The sequence below is a fragment of the Bacillus sp. AFS073361 genome, assembly GCF_002567005.1.
Classification (GTDB): domain Bacteria; phylum Bacillota; class Bacilli; order Bacillales; family Cytobacillaceae; genus Neobacillus.
Genome location: NZ_NUZU01000012.1, coordinates 26,678 through 49,211 on the forward strand (window position 1 = coordinate 26,678; position 22,534 = coordinate 49,211).

Here is a 22,534-nt window from a genome sequence, read left to right on the forward strand (position 1 = left end):
GAAGACAATGGAGAAAAGTGGTTATCCACAAGACAAGCGTTTCAAAATTGCTCACAGGGAAGCTGTGATTGGAATAATCCTTGTTTTAATTAATTTTCTTTGGTGGTACGGCTTTGCCTATGGCCTCGGTTCAACCAAAGTAGAAAATTACACATACATATGGGGGTTGCCGGCTTGGTTTTTTTATAGTTGTATCGAAGGTTTTGTTTTGATGGTTATTCTCGTTATTTTTACGGTAAAGGTATTATTCAAGGATGTTCCCTTTGACGAGGAAGAGGGGGAAATCAAATGAATTGGGCCGTCATTACGCCGCTTTTAATTTTCTTATTCATTATCTTTGCTGTTGGCATGTGGTCAAATAAATTTGTCATTAAATCTCATTCATTCTTAGAGGAATACTTTCTAGGGGAACGTCAAATGGGCGGTTTCATATTGGCAATGACGATGGTGGCGACATATGGCAGTGCCAGCAGTTTCATCGGTGGTCCAGGTGTAGCTTATACGCAAGGATTAGGCTGGGTTCTCCTAGCCATGGCCCAATTAGCCACTGGATATTTTACATTAATGGTCCTAGGTAAGAAGTTTGCCATTATTTCTCGTCAATACAAAGCCATCACCCTGATTGACTTTTTAAAAGAGAGGTACAAAAGTAAAGCAGTGGTATTAATGTCAGCAGCGAGTATCATTATTTTTCTATTTTCATCGATGACCGCGCAATGGATTGGCGGAGCACGTTTGGTAGAAAGTTTAACAGGATTACCCTACACGACCGCTCTATTAATCTTTGCCTTTTCGGTTCTCGTCTTTGTGATTGTCGGCGGCTTTCGAGCGGTTGCCATTACAGATACCATCCAAGGCGTGGTTATGTTTGGAGGAACATTAATCCTTTTAATCGCAACGATTAAGGCTGGTGGAGGAATCCCAAAGATTATCTCAGACTTAGCAGCAGAAAATCCTAATTTAATCAGTCCCTTTGGGGCTGAGCGGAGTTTGACACCAACCTTCGTTTCTTCCTTTTGGATTTTAGTAGGGATTGGTGTCGTCGGCTTGCCGCAAATTGCCGTCCGAGCGATGTCCTATAAAAATTCAAAGGCGATGCACAGTGCGATTATTATTGGAACCATTGTGGTCGGGTTTATCATGCTTGGTATGCATCTCATTGGCGTGTTCGCCAGACCCGTTCTCCCAGGTGTGAAAATTGGGGATACGGTTATGCCCATGTTATCGATGAAAGTACTGCCGCCATATGCGGCAGGCATTGTTCTTGCTGCGCCAATGGCTGCGATTATGTCGACTGTGGACGCCTTATTGATTTTGGTTAGCTCTGCTTTAGTGAAAGATGTCTATTTAAATTACATCAAGCCGGACGCAGGGAATGATCTTGTGAAAAAGGTTAGTTTTAGCGTAACTGCGATTATTGGAATTATTGTCATATTGTTCTCCTTAAGTCCGCCAGATTTGATTGTTTGGCTGAATCTATTTTCTTTTGGAGGGCTTGAGTCGGTCTTTATTTGGCCAGTGGTTTTAGGACTATATTGGAGTAAGGGCAATAAACATGGGGCTATCACTTCAATGATTTTAGGGATGGGGTCCTATATTTTATTAGATCAATTTTATCCGAATCCATTCGGGTTTCACACAGTGGTCTTCCCGATTCTCCTTTCACTATTTGGCTTTGTAGTCACTAGCCTGTTTACTCAGCCCAAAGAAGGGGAAATGCATGTGAGTATGGAAAAATAAGCAAAGGATCTTTGGTATGGCCGTTCCAACTAACTATCTTATATGTTGCAATTTTGTAAATTAATTTTTAGAATAAATGAATAGTATGAATTGAATGAGGTGTACTCATTGGAAACCGTTATTCGAATTTTCTCAGCGCTTATTCTTCCAGGGCTGCTCGTCTTGCTTTTTACACGTGTCACTTACAATCGAGTGATTGGGCTCATCTTGACTGTGGCTCTCATTGCCACTTCAGTATATAAAGGTTATACCAACACGTTTATGATTATCGTGGTGGATGCTTTTTCGTTAACTGCCGGTTTTTGGCTGGCTGATAAAATGAGGCAAAGGGCATTGAAGAAGACATAAGCATTGAAACAAACCAAGTCTGTCAGTAAAATGACAGGCTTTTTTAATGAAATCGAATATTCGTTCGCATATTATTGGTTTGTTTTTAGGGGAATGTGGTAAAATGTAGATATGAATTTGAGAGGATACACTTGAAAGCATCCATCCCGGTCCATAACAAGGTACATATGCTGAAAAGTGATTGATTTTACGGGAGGGAAGATTTGTGAAAGATCAATTTGAATTAGTATCAAAATACTCGCCGCAAGGGGATCAGCCGGAGGCGATCAGACAATTAGTTGACGGGCTCAAGAATAATAAAAAAGAACAGACATTGCTTGGTGCGACAGGTACGGGAAAAACATTTACAATTTCAAATGTGATTAAAGAGGTAAATAAACCAACGCTTATTATCGCTCATAACAAGACCCTCGCTGGACAGCTCTACAGTGAGTTCAAAGAATTTTTTCCAAACAATGCGGTTGAATATTTTGTCAGTTACTATGACTACTTTCAGCCAGAAGCTTACGTTCCACAGACGGATACATTCATTGAAAAAGATGCCAGTATCAATGATGAAATTGATAAATTGCGCCACTCAGCGACATCTTCCCTCTTCGAACGGAAAGATGTGATCGTAATTGCCTCGGTTTCTTGTATTTATGGTTTGGGTTCTCCGGAAGAATATCGAGAAATGGTGCTATCGCTTCGAACAGGAATGGAAATAGAGCGCAATCAGCTGTTACGTCGTTTAGTCGATATCCAATATGACCGAAATGATATTGACTTCAAGCGGGGAACCTTCCGTGTCCGTGGCGATGTGGTCGAGATTTTCCCTGCTTCTCGTGACGAGCATTGCCTTCGTGTCGAGTTTTTTGGTGATGAAATCGATCGAATTCGAGAAGTCGATGCGCTCACAGGCGAGATTATGGGTGAACGGGAACATGTCGCGATTTTCCCTGCCTCCCACTTCGTTACAAGGGAAGAAAAGCTGAGAATTGCGATTGAAAATATTGAAAAAGAACTAGAAGTACGTCTCGAAGAACTGCGCGAGGACAATAAATTGCTCGAAGCCCAGCGTCTTGAACAAAGGACACGCTATGACCTGGAAATGATGCGGGAAATGGGCTTTTGCTCAGGGATTGAGAATTATTCACGCCATTTAACGTTAAGAGAAGCAGGATCCACTCCATATACCTTGCTTGACTATTTTCCAAAGGACTTTTTGATGGTGATTGACGAGTCGCATGTTACTTTGCCGCAAGTGAGAGGTATGTTTAATGGAGATAAAGCGCGGAAACAGGTCCTTGTGGATCACGGCTTTCGTCTGCCATCGGCCCTTGATAACCGGCCGTTAATGTTTGATGAGTTTGAAAAGCATATTCACAATATCATCTATGTTTCGGCGACACCTGGGCCGTACGAGTTGGAACATACACCGGAAATGGTTTCACAAATTATCCGCCCGACAGGACTATTAGACCCTACGATTGAGGTTCGTCCAATTGAAGGGCAAATTGATGACTTGATTGGCGAAATTCACGAACGGATACGGAGAAATGAACGTGTCCTTGTGACCACCTTGACGAAAAAAATGTCCGAAGATCTAACAGATTACTTGAAGGAAATCGGAATTAAAGTACAATATCTGCATTCGGAGGTAAAGACGCTCGAGCGGATTGAAATTATTCGGGAGCTGCGTCTTGGAAAATACGATGTTCTCATCGGGATAAACTTACTGAGGGAAGGGTTGGACATCCCAGAGGTATCACTGATAGCCATCCTTGATGCCGACAAAGAAGGCTTCCTTCGTTCGGAACGTTCGTTAATCCAAACGATTGGCCGTGCCGCTCGGAATGCCCAGGGACATGTCATCATGTACGCTGATAAGATCACGAATTCCATGGAATTAGCGATCACAGAAACAAGGCGCCGCCGTGCCATCCAAGAAGAGTACAACCAAAAGCATGGAATTGTCCCAATGACGATTCAAAAAGATATCCGTGACGTCATCCGTGCTACACATGCTGCTGAGGAGCAGGAAGATTACAAACCAGCGGCATCATTTAGTAAGATGAACAAGAAAGAAAGAGAAAAATTAATTGCCACCATGGAAAAAGAAATGAAGGTCGAAGCCAAAGCGCTTAATTTCGAACGGGCGGCTGAGCTTCGTGATTTAATTTTGGAATTGAAAGCGGAAGGATGACGTATAAATGGCAATGGAAAAACTGATTGTGAAAGGCGCTAGAGCCCACAATTTGAAAAATATTGATGTCACCATTCCGAGAGATAAGCTTGTTGTCTTAACAGGACTTTCCGGGTCTGGGAAGTCCTCGCTCGCCTTTGATACGATTTATGCCGAGGGGCAAAGACGCTACGTCGAATCCCTTTCTGCCTATGCACGGCAATTTCTGGGCCAGATGGATAAACCGGATGTGGATGCGATTGAGGGTCTCTCCCCGGCAATCTCCATCGATCAAAAAACAACAAGCCGTAACCCCCGTTCGACGGTCGGTACGGTGACAGAAATCTATGATTATTTGCGGTTATTATTTGCAAGGGTCGGGCATCCAACGTGTCCAATCCATGGCATTGAAATCTCCTCACAGACGATTGAGCAGATGGTTGACCGGATTTTAGAATACCCCGAGCGGACCAAAATGCAAATCCTAGCCCCGGTGGTGTCTGGCCGAAAGGGAACGCATGTGAAGGTGCTCGAAGACATTAAAAAACAGGGCTTTGTCCGCGTCCGAGTCGACGGGGAAATGCTCGACCTTGGCGATGAGATTGAGTTAGAGAAAAATAAAAAGCATTCGATTGAAGTTATTATTGACCGGATTGTCGTCAAGGAAGGGGTCTCAGCACGGATTGCTGATTCTCTCGAAACGGCACTAAAACTAGGCGAAGGAAAGGTCATCGTCGATGTGATTGGGCAAGAAGAACTGTTGTTCAGTGAAAATCATGCCTGTCCGCATTGTGGTTTTTCGATTGGAGAACTAGAGCCGCGGATGTTTTCGTTCAATAGTCCGTTTGGTGCCTGCCCTGAATGTGACGGACTCGGTTCTAAGCTCGAAGTCGATGTGGAACTTGTCATCCCCAACCGCGACTTGACACTGAAGGAGCATGCGATTGCGCCGTGGGAACCGACCAGCTCACAGTACTACCCGCAGCTGCTTGAGGCAGTATGTGATCACTTCGGTGTAGATATGAATATTCCTGTCAAGGATATCCCGGAGCACCTTTTGGAAAAAGTTCTCTATGGAGGCGGCCGTGAAAAAATCTATTTCCGCTATGAAAATGATTTTGGTCAAGTCCGCGAGGGGAATATTGAATTTGAGGGCGTTATCCGCAATGTGGAGCGTCGTTATAAAGAAACTAGCTCCGATTATATCCGGGAGCAAATGGAAAAATATATGGGTCAAAAACCATGTCCAACCTGTAAGGGCTATCGATTGAAAAAAGAAACCTTGGCCGTCCTTATTAATGGCCGCCATATTGCCCAAATAACCGACCTTTCCATTGAAGAGGCCAATCAATTTTTTGCAGAATTAACGCTTTCCGATAAAGAAATGCAAATTGCCAAACTGATCTTCAATGAAATCAGTGAGCGGCTTGGCTTCTTAATTAATGTCGGTCTCGATTATTTAACATTGAGCAGGACAGCTGGTACGCTGTCAGGCGGGGAGGCCCAGCGGATTCGCTTAGCCACACAAATCGGTTCGCGTTTAACTGGTGTTCTCTATATTTTGGATGAACCGTCGATTGGATTACATCAGCGGGATAATGACCGCTTAATAGGAACGCTGCAAAATATGCGCGATATCGGCAACACTTTGATTGTGGTTGAGCATGATGAGGACACGATGATTGCGGCCGATTACCTGATTGATATCGGTCCGGGTGCCGGGGTTCATGGCGGGGAAATCGTTTCTGCTGGAACACCAGCCGAAGTCATGGCAGACCCCCATTCATTAACAGGTCAATACTTATCCGGGAAGAAGTTTATCCCGCTTCCCTTAGAACGACGCAAGCCGGATGGCCGATTTATTGAAATCAAGGGTGCATCGGAAAACAATTTAAAAAATGTCAATGTGAAGCTGCCACTTGGGATGTTTATTGCAATTACAGGCGTGTCTGGTTCTGGGAAGAGTACCCTTATTAACGAGATCTTACATAAATCATTGGCCCAAAAGCTTCATCATGCAAAAACAAAGCCTGGTGAACATAAGAGTATTAAAGGCATCGATTATTTAGAGAAAGTCATTGACATCGATCAATCGCCAATTGGCCGAACACCGCGTTCGAACCCAGCAACATATACGGGTGTTTTTGATGATGTTCGTGATGTGTTTGCGAACACAAACGAGGCGAAGGTCCGCGGTTATAAAAAGGGACGCTTCAGTTTTAATGTGAAGGGCGGCCGCTGTGAGGCCTGCCGCGGCGATGGAATCATTAAAATTGAAATGCACTTCTTGCCAGATGTGTATGTACCTTGCGAAATTTGCCATGGCAAACGTTATAACCGTGAAACGTTAGAAGTAAAGTACAAAGGGAAGAATGTTTCGGACATTCTCGATATGACCGTGGAAGCGGCAGTCGAATTTTTCGAGAACATTCCGAAAATCAGCCGTAAACTGCAAACCATCTTGGATGTCGGCCTTGGCTACGTTAAACTAGGTCAGCCGGCAACAACTCTATCCGGTGGGGAAGCCCAGCGTGTCAAATTAGCATCAGAACTGCACCGCCGGTCGTCAGGCAAATCCTTCTATATTCTGGATGAACCGACAACGGGTCTTCATGTCGATGATATTTCTCGTTTGCTCGTTGTGCTGCAGCGCTTAGTTGAAAATGGCGACACGGTCCTAGTGATTGAGCATAATCTCGATGTTATTAAGGCAGCCGATTACCTTGTCGATCTAGGACCAGAAGGCGGAGATAAAGGCGGAACAATCGTCGCCACGGGAACACCTGAAAAAGTGGCGGAAGTTCCGGAATCGTACACGGGAAAATACTTAAAGCCGATTCTTGAGCGGGACCGCCTTCGGATGAAACAGCAAATAGAAGATAAGAGTGCTATAAAAGCATAAAAAGAGCCTTAGGCTCTTTTTTTTTTATGTCATTTTTCGGTTAAGGAAGTCTGTAAATTTGTCATTGGCGATATTATGGTGCCAATCGGCGAAAACTGTTCCGGGTTCGGCGAAATAAATTGAAAGTTCGGCGAAATACCGCTTCAAGTTGGCGAAATTCCAGCTCCAATCGGCGAAATCCCCCCCTCGGCACTCTGGATCAAAAAAATCCTGCTTGTTCTTAATTAAAAAATTACGAAACTAATCTGCTTCCCTTTTCGTAAATAATTGATAAAGGATAATAATAATCATTACTGAATAAGCATAAAGTGACACAAATTTTTTGATGCTGAGGTGGGGAATCATGAAAGAGGAAAAAGTGAGGATATTAAAAATGGTTGAAGAAGGAAAATTGACCGTCGAAGAAGCTGTCACCTTGCTGGATGAATTAGAAAAAGCACAAAAAACGATGGAGCAGAAGCAGGAGGACATCGTGAATGAGCTTTCCACCGTTGTAAATTTCGAGGAAGCCAAGAAGGAAGATCCTTTTCAGGCGAAATTCCAATCGACCAAGGTAAAGATTTTTGATTTTGTCGATTCTGCCTTAAAAAAAATCAAAGATTTTGATTTTGATTTAAACTTTGGTCAATCAGTAGAGATCTCCCATATTTTTCACCACGGTGATGCTGATCTGAAAGAGGTCGATATTGACGTGGCGAATGGCTCCGTTAAACTAGCGGCTTGGGACCAACCGGATGTAAGGATTGAATGTCAAGCGAAGGTATTTCGGGTTGAAAACTCAGACCAAGCAAGGCAGAACTTTTTAAGAGACACGATTTTTTCAGTGGAAAATCAAAAATTAAGTTTTATGACCCAGCAAAAATGGATGAAGGCAGACTCAACCATTTTTGTACCAAAAGCTCAGTATGACCGTATGCGCATCAGAATTTTTAATGGAGCAGTCAACGGAGAAGATATCAATGTTGCTGACCTAAGGGTCAAAACCGCTAATGGAAAAATAAACCTCGGCCGAGTTCATGGTAATAAAGCAGAGGTGGAAACGGCAAACGGAAAAATTAAAATTATCGGCAGTTTGTTCGATGACCTCGAAGCGGAGACCATTAACGGGGCAATCAAACTCGATGGTGACTTTAAAAGGGTGGGAACGCAGTCCTTTCACGGGAATATCAGCTGCAATATCAGCGGAAGCCGCACCGAGTTGATTCAAGTAAAAGCGACAACGGGTGGAATCGACCTTTACATCCCAGATAATCTTCCGGTAAATGGGGAATTGAAGACGAATATTGGCGGATTTAATGTAGAGCTCGTTGGTGTTCAAGTACTGGAAGAGAAGAGTGAAATGATTCAAAAGTCGCTTCGCTTTAAATCCATTAATCATCCTGATAAAATGATGAAAATCTATGCAGACACAAAAACGGGTTCCATCACCATTCACAAATCACAAGAATAATTACTAGGAGATGCCGAAAAATGAGATGGCTGATTGGGTGTTTGATTAATGCGGTGTTGTTTATGGCACTAGCAGGTTATTTTCACGAAAGCTTTCAATTAACAGGATTTATGGCCGCACTTCAGGCAAGCATTTTATTATCCATCTTAAATGTTTTGGTACGACCGATCCTGATTCTGCTCACCCTGCCAGTGACAGTCGTAACATTGGGGCTGTTTCTATTTGTGATCAATGCGATTACGCTGGAGCTGACAGATTATTTGATGGGCGAAGCCTTTGAGATTTCCAGTTTTGGGATAGCCTTCTTCTTTGCTATCCTGATGTCACTTGTAAACTTGATCATTCAAAAAACACTTCTCCAGCCAGCAAGGAAATCCAAGGATTAATAGTTAATTCCAGGGTGCCCGCTTTAAAAAGTGGGCACCCTATTAATATGGTAGAAATACCCAAGCAGCAGTATGCTAATTTTTTAGACATGAAAGTATGGTAATTTAATAAAAAATGCTAAAATAAGTGGAAATGGAATTTTTAGAATAAACTTAATCCGTTTGAGGAGGATGTTTCGTTGCCAAAAGTACGTACCAAAGATATAGTCGAGAAGTTTAAACTTGAATTAGTTAGCGGCGAAGAGGGAATTAACCGTCCCATCACTATGAGTGATATCTCACGTCCAGGAATTGAAATAGCCGGATATTTTGAATTTTATCCAGCTGAACGAATTCAGCTCTTAGGTAAAACCGAGCTTTCCTTTTTTGGAATGCTGTCTGACGCTGAACGTGCTTCAAGAATGGAACGTTTATGCACCGATATCACTCCAGCGATTATTGTCACCCGAGATATCGAGGTACCAAAAGAGCTGATTGAAGCGTCCGAACGTGAATCTGTTCCAGTTTTACGTGTGGGCATGAAGACCACCCGTTTTTCCAGCCGCCTGACAAATTACCTGGAAAGTAAGCTGGCACCAACTACTGCTGTCCATGGCGTATTGGTTGATGTTTACGGAATCGGGGTATTAATTACCGGAAAAAGCGGTGTCGGTAAAAGTGAAACGGCCTTAGAATTGGTTAAGCGCGGCCACAGGCTGGTCGCGGATGATTGCGTCGAAATTCGCCAGGAAGACCAGGATACATTAGTGGGATCTTCTCCCGATTTAATCGAGCATTTACTAGAAATCCGCGGTTTAGGGATCATCAATGTGATGACTCTATTCGGAGCTGGTGCCGTTCGCAGTAATAAACGGATTACCCTCGTTATGAATCTAGAAATTTGGGATTCAAAAAAGCAATATGACCGCCTTGGTTTAGATGAAGAGAAAATGAGAATCATTGACACGGATATACCAAAGTTGACAATCCCTGTTCGTCCAGGGCGAAACCTTGCTGTTATTATCGAAGTGGCTGCGATGAATTTCCGTCTAAAAAGAATGGGTGTGAATGCTGCGCAGCAATTTACTGAGCGTCTGTCTGATGTGATTGAAGACGGCGATCACGACGAGATTTAAGGGGAAGAGGAGATAGAGAGATGAACGAATCTATTCAACCGCTAAATCCAATTGCCTTTTCACTTGGACCGATTTCAGTGCATTGGTATGGGATTATTATTGGCTCAGGTTTGGCCCTTGCTTTGTACCTTGCCATCAGGGAGGGTAATCGCAGAGGGTTAGAGAAAGACACGTTTGCTGACTTAATGCTATGGGCTATCCCCATTGCCATCATATCTGCACGTATCTATTATGTGATTTTTGAATGGAAGTATTATGTCAACCATCCGGCGGATATCCCGCAAATTTGGAATGGCGGGATTGCTATCCATGGTGCCTTGATTGGTTCCGTACTGACCACATATGTGTTTGCCAAAAAACGCGGGATTTCCTTTTGGAAAATTGCCGACATTGCCGCACCGAGTATTATTCTTGGACAAGCGATTGGCCGTTGGGGAAATTTCATGAACCAGGAGGCGCATGGCGGGGAAGTAACTAGAGCATTCCTTGAAAACTTGCATTTACCGGAATTTATTATTAATCAAATGTATATTAATGGAACGTATTATCACCCAACATTCTTGTATGAATCACTCTGGGACTTTGCTGGCTTTTTCCTATTATTATTCCTGCGCCGAGTGAACTTCCGCCGCGGAGAATTATTCCTTACATATGTGATTTGGTATTCAGTTGGCCGTTTTTTCATCGAGGGCTTACGAACTGATAGCTTAATGCTTGGCAGCCTCCGGATGGCACAAACAATTTCGATTGCATTAGTGGTGGGAGCGCTGGCCATTCTTATGTATCGCCGCACGAAACAATTGACCGATAAGCGATATTTAGATCAAGAAAATAGTTAACCGTGTGAGAGAAAGGAAGCAACCAATGACGAATAAAATTACGACCGTTCTTTTTGATTTAGATGGGACTTTAATTGATACGAATGAATTAATTATTACATCCTACCTGCATACATTGGAAAAATATTATCCAAACAAGTACAAGCGTGAGGATGTATTGCCGTTTATGGGACCGACACTGCACGAAGCGTTTGGCACCATCGATCCAGATCGCGTGGAAGAGATGATTTTAGAATATCGGGCCTTTAACATAAGCAACCATGATAACTTGGTGCGGGAATTTGCTGGGGTCTTGGAAACGGTGCGAACCTTAAAAGAAAAGGGCTACAAGCTGGGGATCGTCACGACTAAACGCCATGATGTGACGATGAAGGGACTTCATCTTATGAACCTAGAATCCTATTTCGAAGTGATTGTTGCCTACGATCATGTCAGCAAGACAAAACCAGATCCTGAGCCTATTTTTAAGGCATTGGAACAACTGGATTCTACCCCGGAAGAGACAATGATGGTTGGAGATAATTACCATGATATTTTAGCAGGAAAAAATGCAGGTACCGCAACCGCTGGCTGTGCCTGGTCGATTAAAGGCAGAGAGTATATTGCCAAATATGAACCCGATTATATTCTAGAGAACATGGCTGACCTATTACCTATCCTCGGAGAGTGAGAAAGATGAGGAATACGACCCGCTATCCGGTTGAAGGAGCGAACTCTTTATGGCACGTCTATAAGACCGTGCCTTTTTGGAAAGTTGTTAAGAATTTTATTGTGATTCAATTAGCCCGCTACACGCCATTCTTAGGGATGAAAAATTGGCTGTATCGGGTCTTCCTTGGGCTTAAGGTGGGCGAACAAACATCCTTCGCATTAATGGTTATGCTTGATGTAATGTTTCCAGAAAAAATCAGTGTCGGCCGAAATACGGTGATTGGATACAACACGACCATCCTAGCTCATGAATATTTAATTAAAGAATACCGGCTTGGTCCTGTGGTGATTGGCAGTGAAGTGATGATTGGTGCGAACTCCACGATCCTTCCAGGGATTACGATTGGAGATGGGGCCATTGTCTCAGCTGGGACCCTTGTCCATAAAGATGTTCCTCCAGGGGCGTTTGTTGGCGGCAATCCAATGCGGGTCATTTATACAAAGGAAGAGTTGGCCGAGCGCTGGGCCGAGGATTCGATTTATGGACGGAGAAAATAATATAGTGAAATTTTTTAAAGTCTGGTTTTCGCAACCAGGCTTTTTTTGTAGTAAACTAACAATTAAAATGTTATTTCGCGGAAAAATTCAGAAACTTGGCGGAATTCCTTTCTTGGTTGGCGGATATATGCCGAGGTTCGGCGGAATCCTACCACAGATTGGCGGAATTCCATCCTAGTTCTGCGGAATCCCTCCCCAAAAGTTTCAGATTTTTTCATTGACGAATAGTTTTTCAAAGGGTAAACTAAAACTACTTTAATTCATTATCACATTAGCAGACTAAAGCATTTAGAAAATTTTAAAATAACGTAATCTAAAATAAAGGATGAGCAGGATGAGTCGCTTGTTTATGTTTGAAAAGCCCCTGGGCATGAGAGATACGCTGCCAGAGTTGTATGAAAAAAAACACCGTGTTCGAACTTTAATGGAAGACACCATCAAACTTTGGGGCTGCCAATTTATTGAAACACCTACACTGGAATACTATGAAACAGTTGGATCGGCATCGGCCATTCAAGATGCCCAGTTGTTCCGATTGCTCGACAAACAAGGGCATACACTGGTTTTACGACCTGATATGACAGCTCCTATCGCCCGCGTAGCCGCATCAAAACTATTGCAGGACGATATGCCGCTTCGATTAGCCTACTCCGCGAACGTGTTCCGCGCTCAGCAGCGTGAAGGCGGACGCCCCGCTGAATTTGAACAAATCGGCGTGGAATTCCTAAATGACGAAACCGTTTCGTGCGATGGCGAAGTGATTGCCTTACTTATTTCTTCATTAAAAAAAGCAGGGTTATCACAGTTCCAAGTATCAATTGGTCATATTGGTTTTGCCCAGGAATTATTTTTACAAATCCTCGGGACGGATGAGCGGGCTAATTCGTTACGAAGATTTTTATATGAAAAAAATTATGTCGGTTACCGCGAGCATGTAAACTCGTTATCCCTATCATCAATTGATAAACAAAGACTTCTTCAATTCCTCGACTTAAGGGGAGGAATCGAAGTGATCGGCAAGGCCTTCGATTTAATTGAAAATGAACAAGGCAAGCTTGCACTTCTGCAGTTAAAAGAACTATGGGATTGTCTGAACGACTACGGTGTCGAGGATCAAGTGAAATTTGATTTTACGATCGTCAGCCATATGAGCTATTATTCTGGAATATTATTTGAAGTTTACGCGGGGAATGTTGGCTTTCCTATCGGTAATGGCGGCCGCTACAGCTTAATCGAGAAGTTTGGGAAAAATGCAAGTGCCACTGGGTTCGCGGTGCATCTTGACCGACTGCTAGAGGCCCTGGGCAATATCGACTTCGAAAATACAGTAACCTGCATCTTTTTCAGTCAGGAGCGCCGAAAGGAAGCTTTTCAATTAGCGGAACAGATGCATAACGAAGGAAAACGGACCGTGCTCCAAGATATTAATGGCGTGAAAAACCTTGATGCCTTTACAAAGAAATTTGCGGATACTACCTACTTACTCGGAGGGCGTGCCGATGAATAATATACTAACGATTGCAATGCCGAAAGGGCGTATTTTTGAAGAAGCGGTTGAACTGCTTCGGAAAGCTGGGTATCAGCTTCCACCTGAATTTGATGATTCGCGGAAATTAATCATCGAGGTTGAAAATGAGGGGCTGCGATTTATTTTGGCGAAACCAACCGATGTTCCTACCTATGTGGAGCATGGGGTCGCCGATATCGGTATCGCCGGCAAGGATGTCATGCTGGAGGAAGAGCGTGATGTTTATGAACTCCTCGACTTACGGATTAGTGCCTGCTATTTAGCGGTTGCCGGCTTGCCAAACACAAAAATGAATGATGTGGCGCCTAGGGTAGCCACGAAATACCCGAATGTGGCTGAAGCCTATTTCCGTGAACAGGGAGAACAGGTGGAAATCATCAAATTAAACGGTTCAATTGAACTTGCTCCGATCATTGGTTTATCAGATAGGATTGTGGATATTGTTTCCACCGGCCGAACGATGAGGGAAAATGGTCTTGTTGAGTATGAGAGGATTGTGGAAGTCACATCCCGACTGATCGTTAATCCCGTCAGCTACCGCATCAAGGATACAAAGATTGACGAACTAGTAACAAGGCTTAGTAAAGTTGTCTCTTTGGAGGAAAATTAACATGAAAATAGTAAAAGTAAATGACCTTGTTTCGTTAAAGCGATCAATCGAGTCAGGTACCTCCGAGCAAGTAAACGTAGTCAAAGAAATTATTTCAGCGATTCGCACGCGCGGCGATGAAGCATTAAGGGAATATACTGAGAAATTCGATCGTGTGCGCTTATCTTCTTTTTCTGTCACCGAAAAAGAAATAGAGGCTGCCTACACACAGGTAGATGAGCGTTTTCTCTCGATTGTCCGAGAAGCGGCGGAAAATATTCGTTCGTTTCATGAAAAGCAGCTGCGGCCATCATGGATGACCACGGAGGAAAATGGAACCGTTCTAGGACAAAAAATCACACCGCTCGATTCGGTCGGGGTATATGTGCCAGGCGGTACAGCAGCGTATCCTTCCTCTGTCCTTATGAACGTCCTTCCAGCGAAAGTCGCTGGTGTAAAGCGGATCGTAATGGTGTCGCCGCCAGACGACCAAGGCCAATTACCTGCAGCTGTATTGGTTGCAGCCAAGGAAGCGGGCGTTGAGGAAATATATAAAGTGGGCGGGGCCCAAGCAATTGCGGCACTTGCCTATGGAACCGAATCAATTAACTCTGTTGATAAAATTACCGGTCCCGGAAATATCTACGTGGCGTTAGCTAAACGTGAGGTTTTCGGGGATGTTGATATTGACATGATTGCAGGTCCAAGTGAAATTGCCATTTTGGCAGATGAAACAGCAAGAGCAGACGAGGTAGCGGCAGACCTTCTGTCACAGGCAGAACATGACCCGCGGGCCTGCAGTGTATTGGTCACCCCTTCGAGTATTCTGGCCGAAGCAGTGAGCATGGAAGTGGAGAAGCAGCTCGAGCTGCTGCCACGAAAGGACATTGCCTCCCGTTCAATTGCCGATTATGGTGCTATTTACATAACGGATACAATTGAAGAAGCGATCGAAACCATCAATCAATTAGCGCCTGAACATTTAGAAATTATCACAGAAAATGCGATCGAACTGCTTGGGAAGATCCGACATGCTGGAGCCATTTTTATCGGCCGCTATAGTTCAGAGCCGGTTGGTGACTACTTTGCTGGTCCTAATCATGTTCTTCCAACCAACGGAACAGCCCGCTTTTCTAGTCCGTTGAATGTGGATGATTTCCAGAAGAAATCAAGCGTGATTATCTACAGCCAAAAGGCGATGGTTGAGAATGGGGCTAAAATTGCTGAGTTTGCCCGGAAGGAAGGGCTTGAAGCCCATGCACGGGCAGTTGAATTCCGATTGAAAAACGACGGAAAATTATAAAATAATCGTACTGCACAATAAATAGGGGGTCCCATTTCATGGAAAGAATCGCAGGTATTGAACGAAACACGAATGAAACACAAATTCAATTAACATTAGATGTGGATGGGGAAGGTCAGTCTACTTTAGAAACGGGCGTACCGTTCATGACCCATATGCTTGATTTATTCACAAAACATGGACAATTCAACCTAACAGTGAATGCCAATGGGGATACAGAAGTTGATGACCACCATACAACAGAAGATATTGGTATTTGTCTTGGACAGGCCTTACGTGAAGCCTTAGGTGACAAACGCGGGATTAAGCGTTACGGGAATGCCTTTGTACCAATGGATGAAGCGTTGGCACAGGTTGTCGTTGACCTCAGTAATCGTCCGCATTTAGAAATGCGTGCCGAGTTCCCAGGACAAAAAGTGGGCACCTTTGACACTGAGCTGGTTCATGAATTTTTATGGAAGCTTGCACTTGAGGCCCGGATGAATCTCCATGTCATCGTCCATTACGGAAAAAATACCCACCATATGATCGAAGCCGTCTTTAAAGCGCTCGGCCGTGCCCTTGACGAAGCAACAACCATCGACCCGCGCATCAAAGGCGTTCCATCGACCAAAGGAATGCTCTAGAAAAAAGTAGTGTAAGTGTAATGGTGTCAGGCACCATGTGAAAAACATAACTAAGGTGTCAGGCACCAATGAAAGGCACCGTGAAAGGATGTTATAGATGATTGGCATTGTTGACTATGGAATGGGAAATCTGTTTAGTGTTAGCAAGGCATTGGAACGGCTCGGTGCTGAGTATTTTATTTCGGCTGATAAGGGTGAGCTGCTGGCGGCAGATGCTTTACTTCTTCCAGGTGTGGGCTCCTTTCGGGATGCGATGGAGCGTTTGCCAGTAGAGACGATTAAGGAATTTGCGGCATCAGGTAAACCGCTCCTTGGGATTTGCCTCGGGATGCAATTGCTGTTTGAACGAAGTGAGGAAAATGGACCGACAGAAGGTTTAGGATTGTTACCGGGCCGTGTTCGCCGTTTTCCAGGGAAAACACCGGCAGGGCAGACCTACAAAGTTCCGCATATGGGCTGGAATCGACTTGAATTTGTCCAAGAATCCCCGCTATTAAAAAACTTAGAAGAGGATTACGTCTATTTCGTCCATTCCTATTATGTGGATGCGGAAAACTCCGATGTGTTACTGGCAAAGGCCAATTATCACGAACAAGTATCTGCGGTTGTGGGTAAAGATAATATATTTGGGATGCAATTTCATCCTGAAAAAAGCAGCAAGCTGGGCATGGCCCTGCTCGCTAATTTTCTACAAATGGTGGAGGAAAGGAAGGCAGTCCGATGAGTTTAACGATATATCCAGCAATTGATATGCGCGGCGGCAAGTGCGTCCGACTTCTCCAAGGGGACTACGACCAAGAAACCATTTATGGTGACTCGCCATTTGATATGGCCAAAAGTTTTGCAGCTGACGGCTCCGAGTGGATTCACATGGTGGACCTTGACGGGGCAAAAGATGGCAAGCGGGTCAATGACCGGTTTGTGATTGAAGCCGCGCAAAAATTAAATGTAAATATTCAGATTGGCGGCGGTATTCGCTCGGAGGAGGATATCCTTCACTATCTTGAGAATGGTGTGAACCGTGTCATCATTGGCAGTATTGCAGTTTCTAACCCCGAATTTGCCATCGATATGATCAAAAAATACGGTGCGAAAATTGCTGTCGGCATTGATGCTAAAAATGGCTATGTCGCGACACACGGTTGGCTGGATACTTCAGAACTAAAGGCCGTCGATCTCGGCAAGCGCTTTGCAGATGCCGGGGCGGAGACGTTTATTTTTACGGATATCGCTACGGATGGAACACTAGCCGGTCCGAATATTGCCGCTGTATGTGAAATGGCTGAAGTGACGGGGAAAAATGTGATTGCCTCCGGCGGGGTGAGCAGTCTAGCAGACTTACAAGCCATTGCTTCCCAAGGGATACAAGGAGCAATCGTCGGCAAAGCCCTTTATGAAAACCGCTTCACTTTAAAAGAGGCTCTGAAAGTGGGTGGCTCCCGATGACTCTTACAAAAAGAATCATCCCATGCCTGGATGTAAAAGATGGTCGAGTGGTCAAAGGGATCCAATTTGTGCAACTGCGCGATGCCGGTGATCCTGTTGAACTAGCACGCTTTTACGATGAGCAGGGGGCGGATGAACTTGTTTTTCTCGATATCTCTGCCTCTGTTGAAGGCCGAAAAACAATGGTTGAAGTCGTAAAGGCCGTCGCCTCTGAGTTGGCCATTCCGTTTACGGTAGGCGGTGGCATTAATGCCTTAGAGGATATGAAAAGAATCCTGCGTGCCGGCGCGGATAAAGTATCGCTGAACACGGCGGCGGTCCTTAACCCGGAACTGATTAAGGAAGGTGCCAGCTACTTTGGCTCGCAATGCATTGTTGTCGCAATCGATGCGAAATATGATGAAGAAGTGGGAACATGGCGGGTATTCACCCACGGTGGCAGAACACCGACAGACAAATTAGTGGTTGAGTGGGCTAGCGAAGCTGCCAGTTTAGGTGCGGGTGAAATTTTGCTAACGAGCATGGATAGTGATGGTGAGAAGAATGGATTCGACCTGGAGCTCACAAAAGCAGTAAGCGAAGCAGTAACCATTCCTGTCATTGCTTCAGGGGGGGCAGGGAATTCGGAACACTTCGAGGAAGCGTTCTTAGCCGGAAAAGCAGATGCGGCTCTCGCTGCGTCCATTTTTCACTATAAAGAGACATCTGTTCATGAAGTAAAAAGCTATTTACGGGAAAAAGGAGTGACGGTTCGATGAATGTACGATTTGATGAAAAAGGGTTAGTGCCTGCGATTATTCAAGATGCTGGAACAAAAGAAGTATTAACGCTCGCTTATATGAACGAGGAGTCGCTCGCCAAAACAATTGAAACGGGCGAAACATGGTTCTATAGCCGTTCTCGCAAGGAATTATGGCATAAAGGTGCAACAAGCGGAAATACACAGACCGTAGTCAGCATGAACTATGACTGTGACCAAGATGCAATATTAGTCCTTGTATATCCAAAGGGTCCGGCATGCCATACTGGTGCGGTTAGCTGTTTTACAGAAAGAGGCTATACGGGGACATCAAGTCTGGCAGACTATGAGATCTTACAATCGCTTGAAAAAGTCATCGTTGACCGTGAACGTGAGCGTCCAGAAGGGGCTTACACCACCTATTTGTTTGAAAAAGGCGTCGATAAGATTTTGAAAAAAGTTGGCGAAGAAGCGGCCGAAGTAATTATTGCAGCGAAAAACCGCGACGCAGAGGAACTGCGTTGGGAAGCAGCGGATCTCCTTTATCACTTGCAGGTATTACTCGTTGAACAAGGCCTTCCATTCAAGGAAGTTTTGAGAACTTTAGAAGAGAGACACAAGGACCGGTCGTAAATCGACTGGTTTTTTTATGCTTTTTTTCTGGTATCTTCTCGAACATCTCCCTAGTGTGGTATACTACCTTAGTTATGTTAAAAATGTGGAGGACTTCATGGGTAAAGACGCGAAAGCAAGAAAGCATATGGGAAAATTACTTACATTTGTTCCTACGGGGGAATATTATTTCACGAAGGGTTTAAAGGCATACCATCGACGTGATTTTATAAAAGCAAAAAAATATCTTGGGCGAGCGATGCAGCTTGAGCCGGGTGAACCGATGATTATATGCCAGTTGGCGATCGTGTCAACAGAACTTGGCGAGTTTGAACATTCCAACCGGCTCTTGCACCTCATCCTTGAAGAACTAGATCAAGAAATGGTGGAATGCCATTACTTTTTGGCCAATAATTATGCCCATATGGGATTTTTTAAAGATGCGTATCACCACGCCAAACTGTATTTACAGCTAGATCCAGATGGTGACTTTAGCGAGGATACTGAGGATTTACTAGATGTACTTACATTGGAATCAGAAGATCTTGAGGATGATCTGTATCAGCAGGATGACCTTATCGTTAAACAAGAACAAGCTCGTGACCTGCTTGAGTCAGGATACTTTCCAAAAGCGATTGAACTGTTAAAAGATGTCGTCAAGGATTATCCAGAGTACTGGTCAGCGTACAACAACTTGGCGCTCGCCTATTTTTATTTAGGGAAGACAAAAAAGGCGGAATCCATTTTAGATGATGTATTAGAGCGTAATCCAGGTAATCTACATGCCCTATGTAACCAGCTTGTATTTGCCTATTATCAAGGGCAGGAACAAGATGTTGCCGGTATGATTGACATGTTAAAGAAAATTCAACCACTTTTAAGTGAACAGCAATTCAAACTGGGGGCATCATTTGCTTTAGTAGGTGAATATGACCTAGCCTATGTATGGTTGAAAAAATTATATAAGCAAGGCTTTGATGGTGATAGTCCGTTTTACTACTGGCTTTCCCATTCTGCCTATTTCACAGGCAATGAAACGTTCGCAAAAAATATCTGGAAAAAAGTGCTGGAACTTAATCCTGATAAAGAAGGCTCTGAACCATGGAATAAAGAAAATGCACCAACCAATGGTTTTGAAGACCTTTCCGGTTCAATTTTTCAAAAACTGGACAGCGACTATGTGGAGGAACGCTTATTTGCCCTTTTCCTCACGACTGTATCGAGTAAAAAGGAAGAAATCATCACCTCCAAGCGACTGTTTCAAAATCAGAAATTTACGTCCTTGGAAAAGGAATATATCTCATTGATTCGTTCGGGAAAACCTTCGATGACGGCCGAGGCACAGGAAGTGGCCGAACTCTTTTATGAGACCTTTCAACCGATTGGCACCATTGAGTCCGGTTTATACTTGATGTGGTTTTCTGTATTTGTCGAGGTTTCCAAAGACAGCCTCCCATTGAAAAATAAACGTGCCTGGGCGGGCGCCGTCGAGTATGTTTGGCATAAACTGCGTAGTGAAAAGGTTTCACAGCAAGAGGTAGCCGATCGTTATGGAATTTCATCCGCAACCATTGGTAAATATGTGAAAATAGTGAATAAATATTTGAACTAAGCAAATTGGTGGACGATAAAACATTTGTTATATACGATTAAGTAAGGGAACAATAATTCTTACTTAATCGTATTTTTTTTATATAGGGAGTGTTTAAACCATGTCAGATGAAAAAATTTATGACGTTATTATTGCCGGTGCTGGCCCTGCGGGGATGACAGCGGCTGTTTATACATCACGAGCAAACCTATCCACATTAATGATTGAGCGCGGAATGCCGGGCGGACAAATGGCCAATACAGAGGACGTGGAAAACTATCCAGGTTTTGAAAGTATTTTAGGTCCGGATTTATCAACGAAAATGTTCGAGCATGCGAAAAAATTTGGTGCTGAATACGCGTATGGTGATATCAAAGAAATCCAAGACCATGGCGATTATAAACTCGTAGTCGCAGGCTCCAAGCAATACAAAGCCTACGCGGTCATCATTACAACGGGTGCAGAATATAAGAAAATTGGCGTTCCAGGGGAAAAAGAGCTTGGCGGCCGCGGTGTATCCTATTGTGCGGTTTGTGATGGAGCTTTCTTTAAAGGAAAAGAATTATTCGTCATTGGCGGAGGGGACTCAGCTGTTGAAGAAGGTGTGTACTTAACCCGCTTTGCTTCCAAGGTAACCATCGTTCATCGCCGTAATGAATTGCGTGCACAAAAAATTCTACAAGACCGTGCTTTTGCTAATGAGAAAGTGGATTTTATTTGGAATCACACGATCAAGGCTATTAATGACAAGGATGGCAAAGTAGGCAGTGTCACACTCGTTTCCACCGAAAATGGCGAAGAGCAAGTATTACCGGCTGACGGTGTCTTCATTTACATCGGTATGGTTCCGTTATCGAAACCATTTGCGAGCCTTGGAATTACCAATGATAATGGATATATTGAAACGAATGACCGGATGGAAACAAGGGTACCGGGAATTTATGCTGCAGGAGATATTCGTGAAAAAACACTGCGCCAGATTGTAACAGCGACAGGTGATGGCAGTATCGCAGCCCAAAGCGCCCAGCATTATATTGAAGAACTTAAAGAGGGAATGAAACAAAAAAGTTAAAAAGAAATATTGTGGTGGGATTTGTAAAAACGTAAAACTGTTTTAATTCTTCTGTAACAATTGTGCAATATAGTTACGGTATGATAGAAACAGTAATTGACCCCCTTTAAAAATATATTTCTTTTATGCACAGGCCCGTAGCCTGTGCTATTTTTTTTGGGGGTTTCTGCTCATATCCCCAGGTTTTACAAGAACATACTAACCACTGTTAAATTTAACATAAATATCAAATTTGTATTCATTGTGACTGTATCCTAAAAATAGTATAATAATAAGAATGAATTCAAAGTTATAGTAGGAAATATTGCCATGCCTCAGAGAGGGTTTGTATAGAAAAAGACCAAGCCTCTAATGAGAGCTGTTAAAATGCAGATGCTGTGTAAAAGAGGGTGAATGCTGTGCAAAGAGTCACCAATTGTGTATTGATTAGAGACGGAAAAATATTGCTTCTGCAAAAGCCACGCCGCGGCTGGTGGGTGGCTCCTGGCGGGAAAATGGAGCCAGGCGAATCTGTCCGGGATTCCTGCATCAGGGAATATCGTGAGGAAACAGGAATCTATCTAAAAAATCCACAATTAAAAGGGATTTTTACAATGATTATGAAAGAAAATGACCAATTGCTTTCAGAATGGATGATGTTTACATTTGTGGCCACTGATTCAGATGGAGTCGATCTAGACGAATCCGAGGAAGGCAAGTTGGAGTGGCAAATGATTGACCAATTGAAGAATTTGCCAATGGCTGCTGGCGATTATCATATTCTTGATTACATGATTCATGGAAAAGGAATTATTTACGGTACTTTTACTTATACAAAAGACTTTCAACTAATCAGTTACCGATTAGATCCAAGCTAATTTATAGGGGGAATAAAT

General features: G+C 43.6%; 22 protein-coding genes. All 22 read left to right on the forward strand.

The genetic code is table 11. The features are described from left to right. Window positions 1-7: 7 nt before the first annotated feature. The 22 genes from COJ96_RS07290 (at window position 8) to COJ96_RS07400 (ending at window position 22,516) form a co-directional block, all read left to right on the forward strand. The gene (locus COJ96_RS07290; protein WP_098572299.1) at window positions 8-292 is read left to right on the forward strand and encodes a YhdT family protein; all 285 of its coding nucleotides are present in this window, start codon (window positions 8-10) and stop codon (window positions 290-292) included. Further along, window positions 289-1,740, forward strand: a complete 1,452-nt coding sequence (gene panF, locus COJ96_RS07295) for a sodium/pantothenate symporter (protein WP_098572300.1) — start codon at window positions 289-291, stop codon at window positions 1,738-1,740. The genes COJ96_RS07290 and panF overlap by 4 nt, the downstream gene beginning before the upstream one ends. A 108-nt stretch (window positions 1,741-1,848) precedes the next feature. After that, on the forward strand, window positions 1,849-2,088 hold the full coding sequence (locus COJ96_RS07300) for a DUF2198 family protein (protein ID WP_098572301.1): 240 nt from the start codon (window positions 1,849-1,851) through the stop codon (window positions 2,086-2,088). Between the two features lie 205 nt (window positions 2,089-2,293). After that, window positions 2,294-4,273, forward strand: a complete 1,980-nt coding sequence (uvrB, locus tag COJ96_RS07305) for an excinuclease ABC subunit UvrB (RefSeq protein WP_098572302.1) — start codon at window positions 2,294-2,296, stop codon at window positions 4,271-4,273. A 7-nt stretch (window positions 4,274-4,280) separates the two neighbouring features. Then, the gene (gene uvrA / locus COJ96_RS07310) at window positions 4,281-7,154 is read left to right on the forward strand and encodes an excinuclease ABC subunit UvrA (protein WP_098572303.1); all 2,874 of its coding nucleotides are present in this window, start codon (window positions 4,281-4,283) and stop codon (window positions 7,152-7,154) included. 343 nt (window positions 7,155-7,497) lie between these two features. Continuing rightward, window positions 7,498-8,604 carry a DUF4097 family beta strand repeat-containing protein gene (locus tag COJ96_RS07315; RefSeq protein ID WP_098572304.1) on the forward strand — a complete coding sequence of 369 codons (1,107 nt, stop codon included), beginning with the start codon at window positions 7,498-7,500 and terminating at the stop codon, window positions 8,602-8,604. A 20-nt stretch (window positions 8,605-8,624) separates the two neighbouring features. Next, a complete protein-coding gene (locus tag COJ96_RS07320) occupies window positions 8,625-8,990 on the forward strand; it encodes a phage holin family protein (RefSeq protein ID WP_098572305.1) in 366 nt (121 codons plus the stop codon). Between the two features lie 179 nt (window positions 8,991-9,169). Then, window positions 9,170-10,105, forward strand: coding sequence for an HPr(Ser) kinase/phosphatase (gene hprK, locus COJ96_RS07325; protein WP_098572306.1), 936 nt, complete (start codon window positions 9,170-9,172; stop codon window positions 10,103-10,105). A gap of 20 nt (window positions 10,106-10,125) precedes the next feature. Then, on the forward strand, window positions 10,126-10,944 hold the full coding sequence (gene lgt / locus COJ96_RS07330) for a prolipoprotein diacylglyceryl transferase (protein ID WP_098572307.1): 819 nt from the start codon (window positions 10,126-10,128) through the stop codon (window positions 10,942-10,944). A gap of 25 nt (window positions 10,945-10,969) precedes the next feature. Then, window positions 10,970-11,614 (forward strand): pyrophosphatase PpaX, encoded by a 645-nt coding sequence (gene ppaX / locus COJ96_RS07335; RefSeq protein ID WP_098572308.1) that lies wholly within the window; start codon window positions 10,970-10,972, stop codon window positions 11,612-11,614. A gap of 5 nt (window positions 11,615-11,619) precedes the next feature. Then, entirely contained in the window at window positions 11,620-12,153 is a 534-nt protein-coding gene (locus COJ96_RS07340; protein ID WP_098572309.1) for an acyltransferase, read from the forward strand. A gap of 334 nt (window positions 12,154-12,487) precedes the next feature. After that, window positions 12,488-13,660: an ATP phosphoribosyltransferase regulatory subunit gene (locus COJ96_RS07350; protein ID WP_098572311.1), complete on the forward strand. Its 1,173-nt coding sequence runs from the start codon at window positions 12,488-12,490 to the stop codon at window positions 13,658-13,660. After that, entirely contained in the window at window positions 13,653-14,291 is a 639-nt protein-coding gene (gene hisG, locus COJ96_RS07355; RefSeq protein WP_098572312.1) for an ATP phosphoribosyltransferase, read from the forward strand. Before COJ96_RS07350 ends, hisG begins: the two co-directional genes overlap by 8 nt. 1 nt (window position 14,292) lies before the next feature. Continuing rightward, window positions 14,293-15,573 (forward strand): histidinol dehydrogenase, encoded by a 1,281-nt coding sequence (gene hisD / locus COJ96_RS07360; RefSeq protein ID WP_098572313.1) that lies wholly within the window; start codon window positions 14,293-14,295, stop codon window positions 15,571-15,573. A gap of 38 nt (window positions 15,574-15,611) precedes the next feature. Next, window positions 15,612-16,199: an imidazoleglycerol-phosphate dehydratase HisB gene (gene hisB / locus COJ96_RS07365; RefSeq protein ID WP_098572314.1), complete on the forward strand. Its 588-nt coding sequence runs from the start codon at window positions 15,612-15,614 to the stop codon at window positions 16,197-16,199. 97 nt (window positions 16,200-16,296) lie between these two features. Continuing rightward, window positions 16,297-16,923: an imidazole glycerol phosphate synthase subunit HisH gene (gene hisH, locus COJ96_RS07370; RefSeq protein WP_098572315.1), complete on the forward strand. Its 627-nt coding sequence runs from the start codon at window positions 16,297-16,299 to the stop codon at window positions 16,921-16,923. Next, entirely contained in the window at window positions 16,920-17,645 is a 726-nt protein-coding gene (gene hisA, locus COJ96_RS07375) for a 1-(5-phosphoribosyl)-5-[(5-phosphoribosylamino)methylideneamino]imidazole-4-carboxamide isomerase (protein ID WP_098572316.1), read from the forward strand. The genes hisH and hisA overlap by 4 nt, the downstream gene beginning before the upstream one ends. Then, window positions 17,642-18,403 (forward strand): imidazole glycerol phosphate synthase subunit HisF, encoded by a 762-nt coding sequence (hisF, locus tag COJ96_RS07380; RefSeq protein ID WP_098572317.1) that lies wholly within the window; start codon window positions 17,642-17,644, stop codon window positions 18,401-18,403. The genes hisA and hisF overlap by 4 nt, the downstream gene beginning before the upstream one ends. Continuing rightward, window positions 18,400-19,017 (forward strand): bifunctional phosphoribosyl-AMP cyclohydrolase/phosphoribosyl-ATP diphosphatase HisIE, encoded by a 618-nt coding sequence (gene hisIE, locus COJ96_RS07385; RefSeq protein ID WP_098572318.1) that lies wholly within the window; start codon window positions 18,400-18,402, stop codon window positions 19,015-19,017. The genes hisF and hisIE overlap by 4 nt, the downstream gene beginning before the upstream one ends. Window positions 19,018-19,114: 97 nt before the next feature. Continuing rightward, complete coding sequence (locus COJ96_RS07390; RefSeq protein WP_098572319.1) at window positions 19,115-20,608, forward strand: tetratricopeptide repeat protein; 1,494 nt, start codon at window positions 19,115-19,117, stop codon at window positions 20,606-20,608. A 100-nt stretch (window positions 20,609-20,708) separates the two neighbouring features. Next, entirely contained in the window at window positions 20,709-21,659 is a 951-nt protein-coding gene (gene trxB / locus COJ96_RS07395; protein WP_098572320.1) for a thioredoxin-disulfide reductase, read from the forward strand. Between the two features lie 398 nt (window positions 21,660-22,057). Beyond that, on the forward strand, window positions 22,058-22,516 hold the full coding sequence (locus COJ96_RS07400) for an 8-oxo-dGTP diphosphatase (protein WP_026567789.1): 459 nt from the start codon (window positions 22,058-22,060) through the stop codon (window positions 22,514-22,516). The last annotated feature ends 18 nt before the right edge of the window (window positions 22,517-22,534 follow it).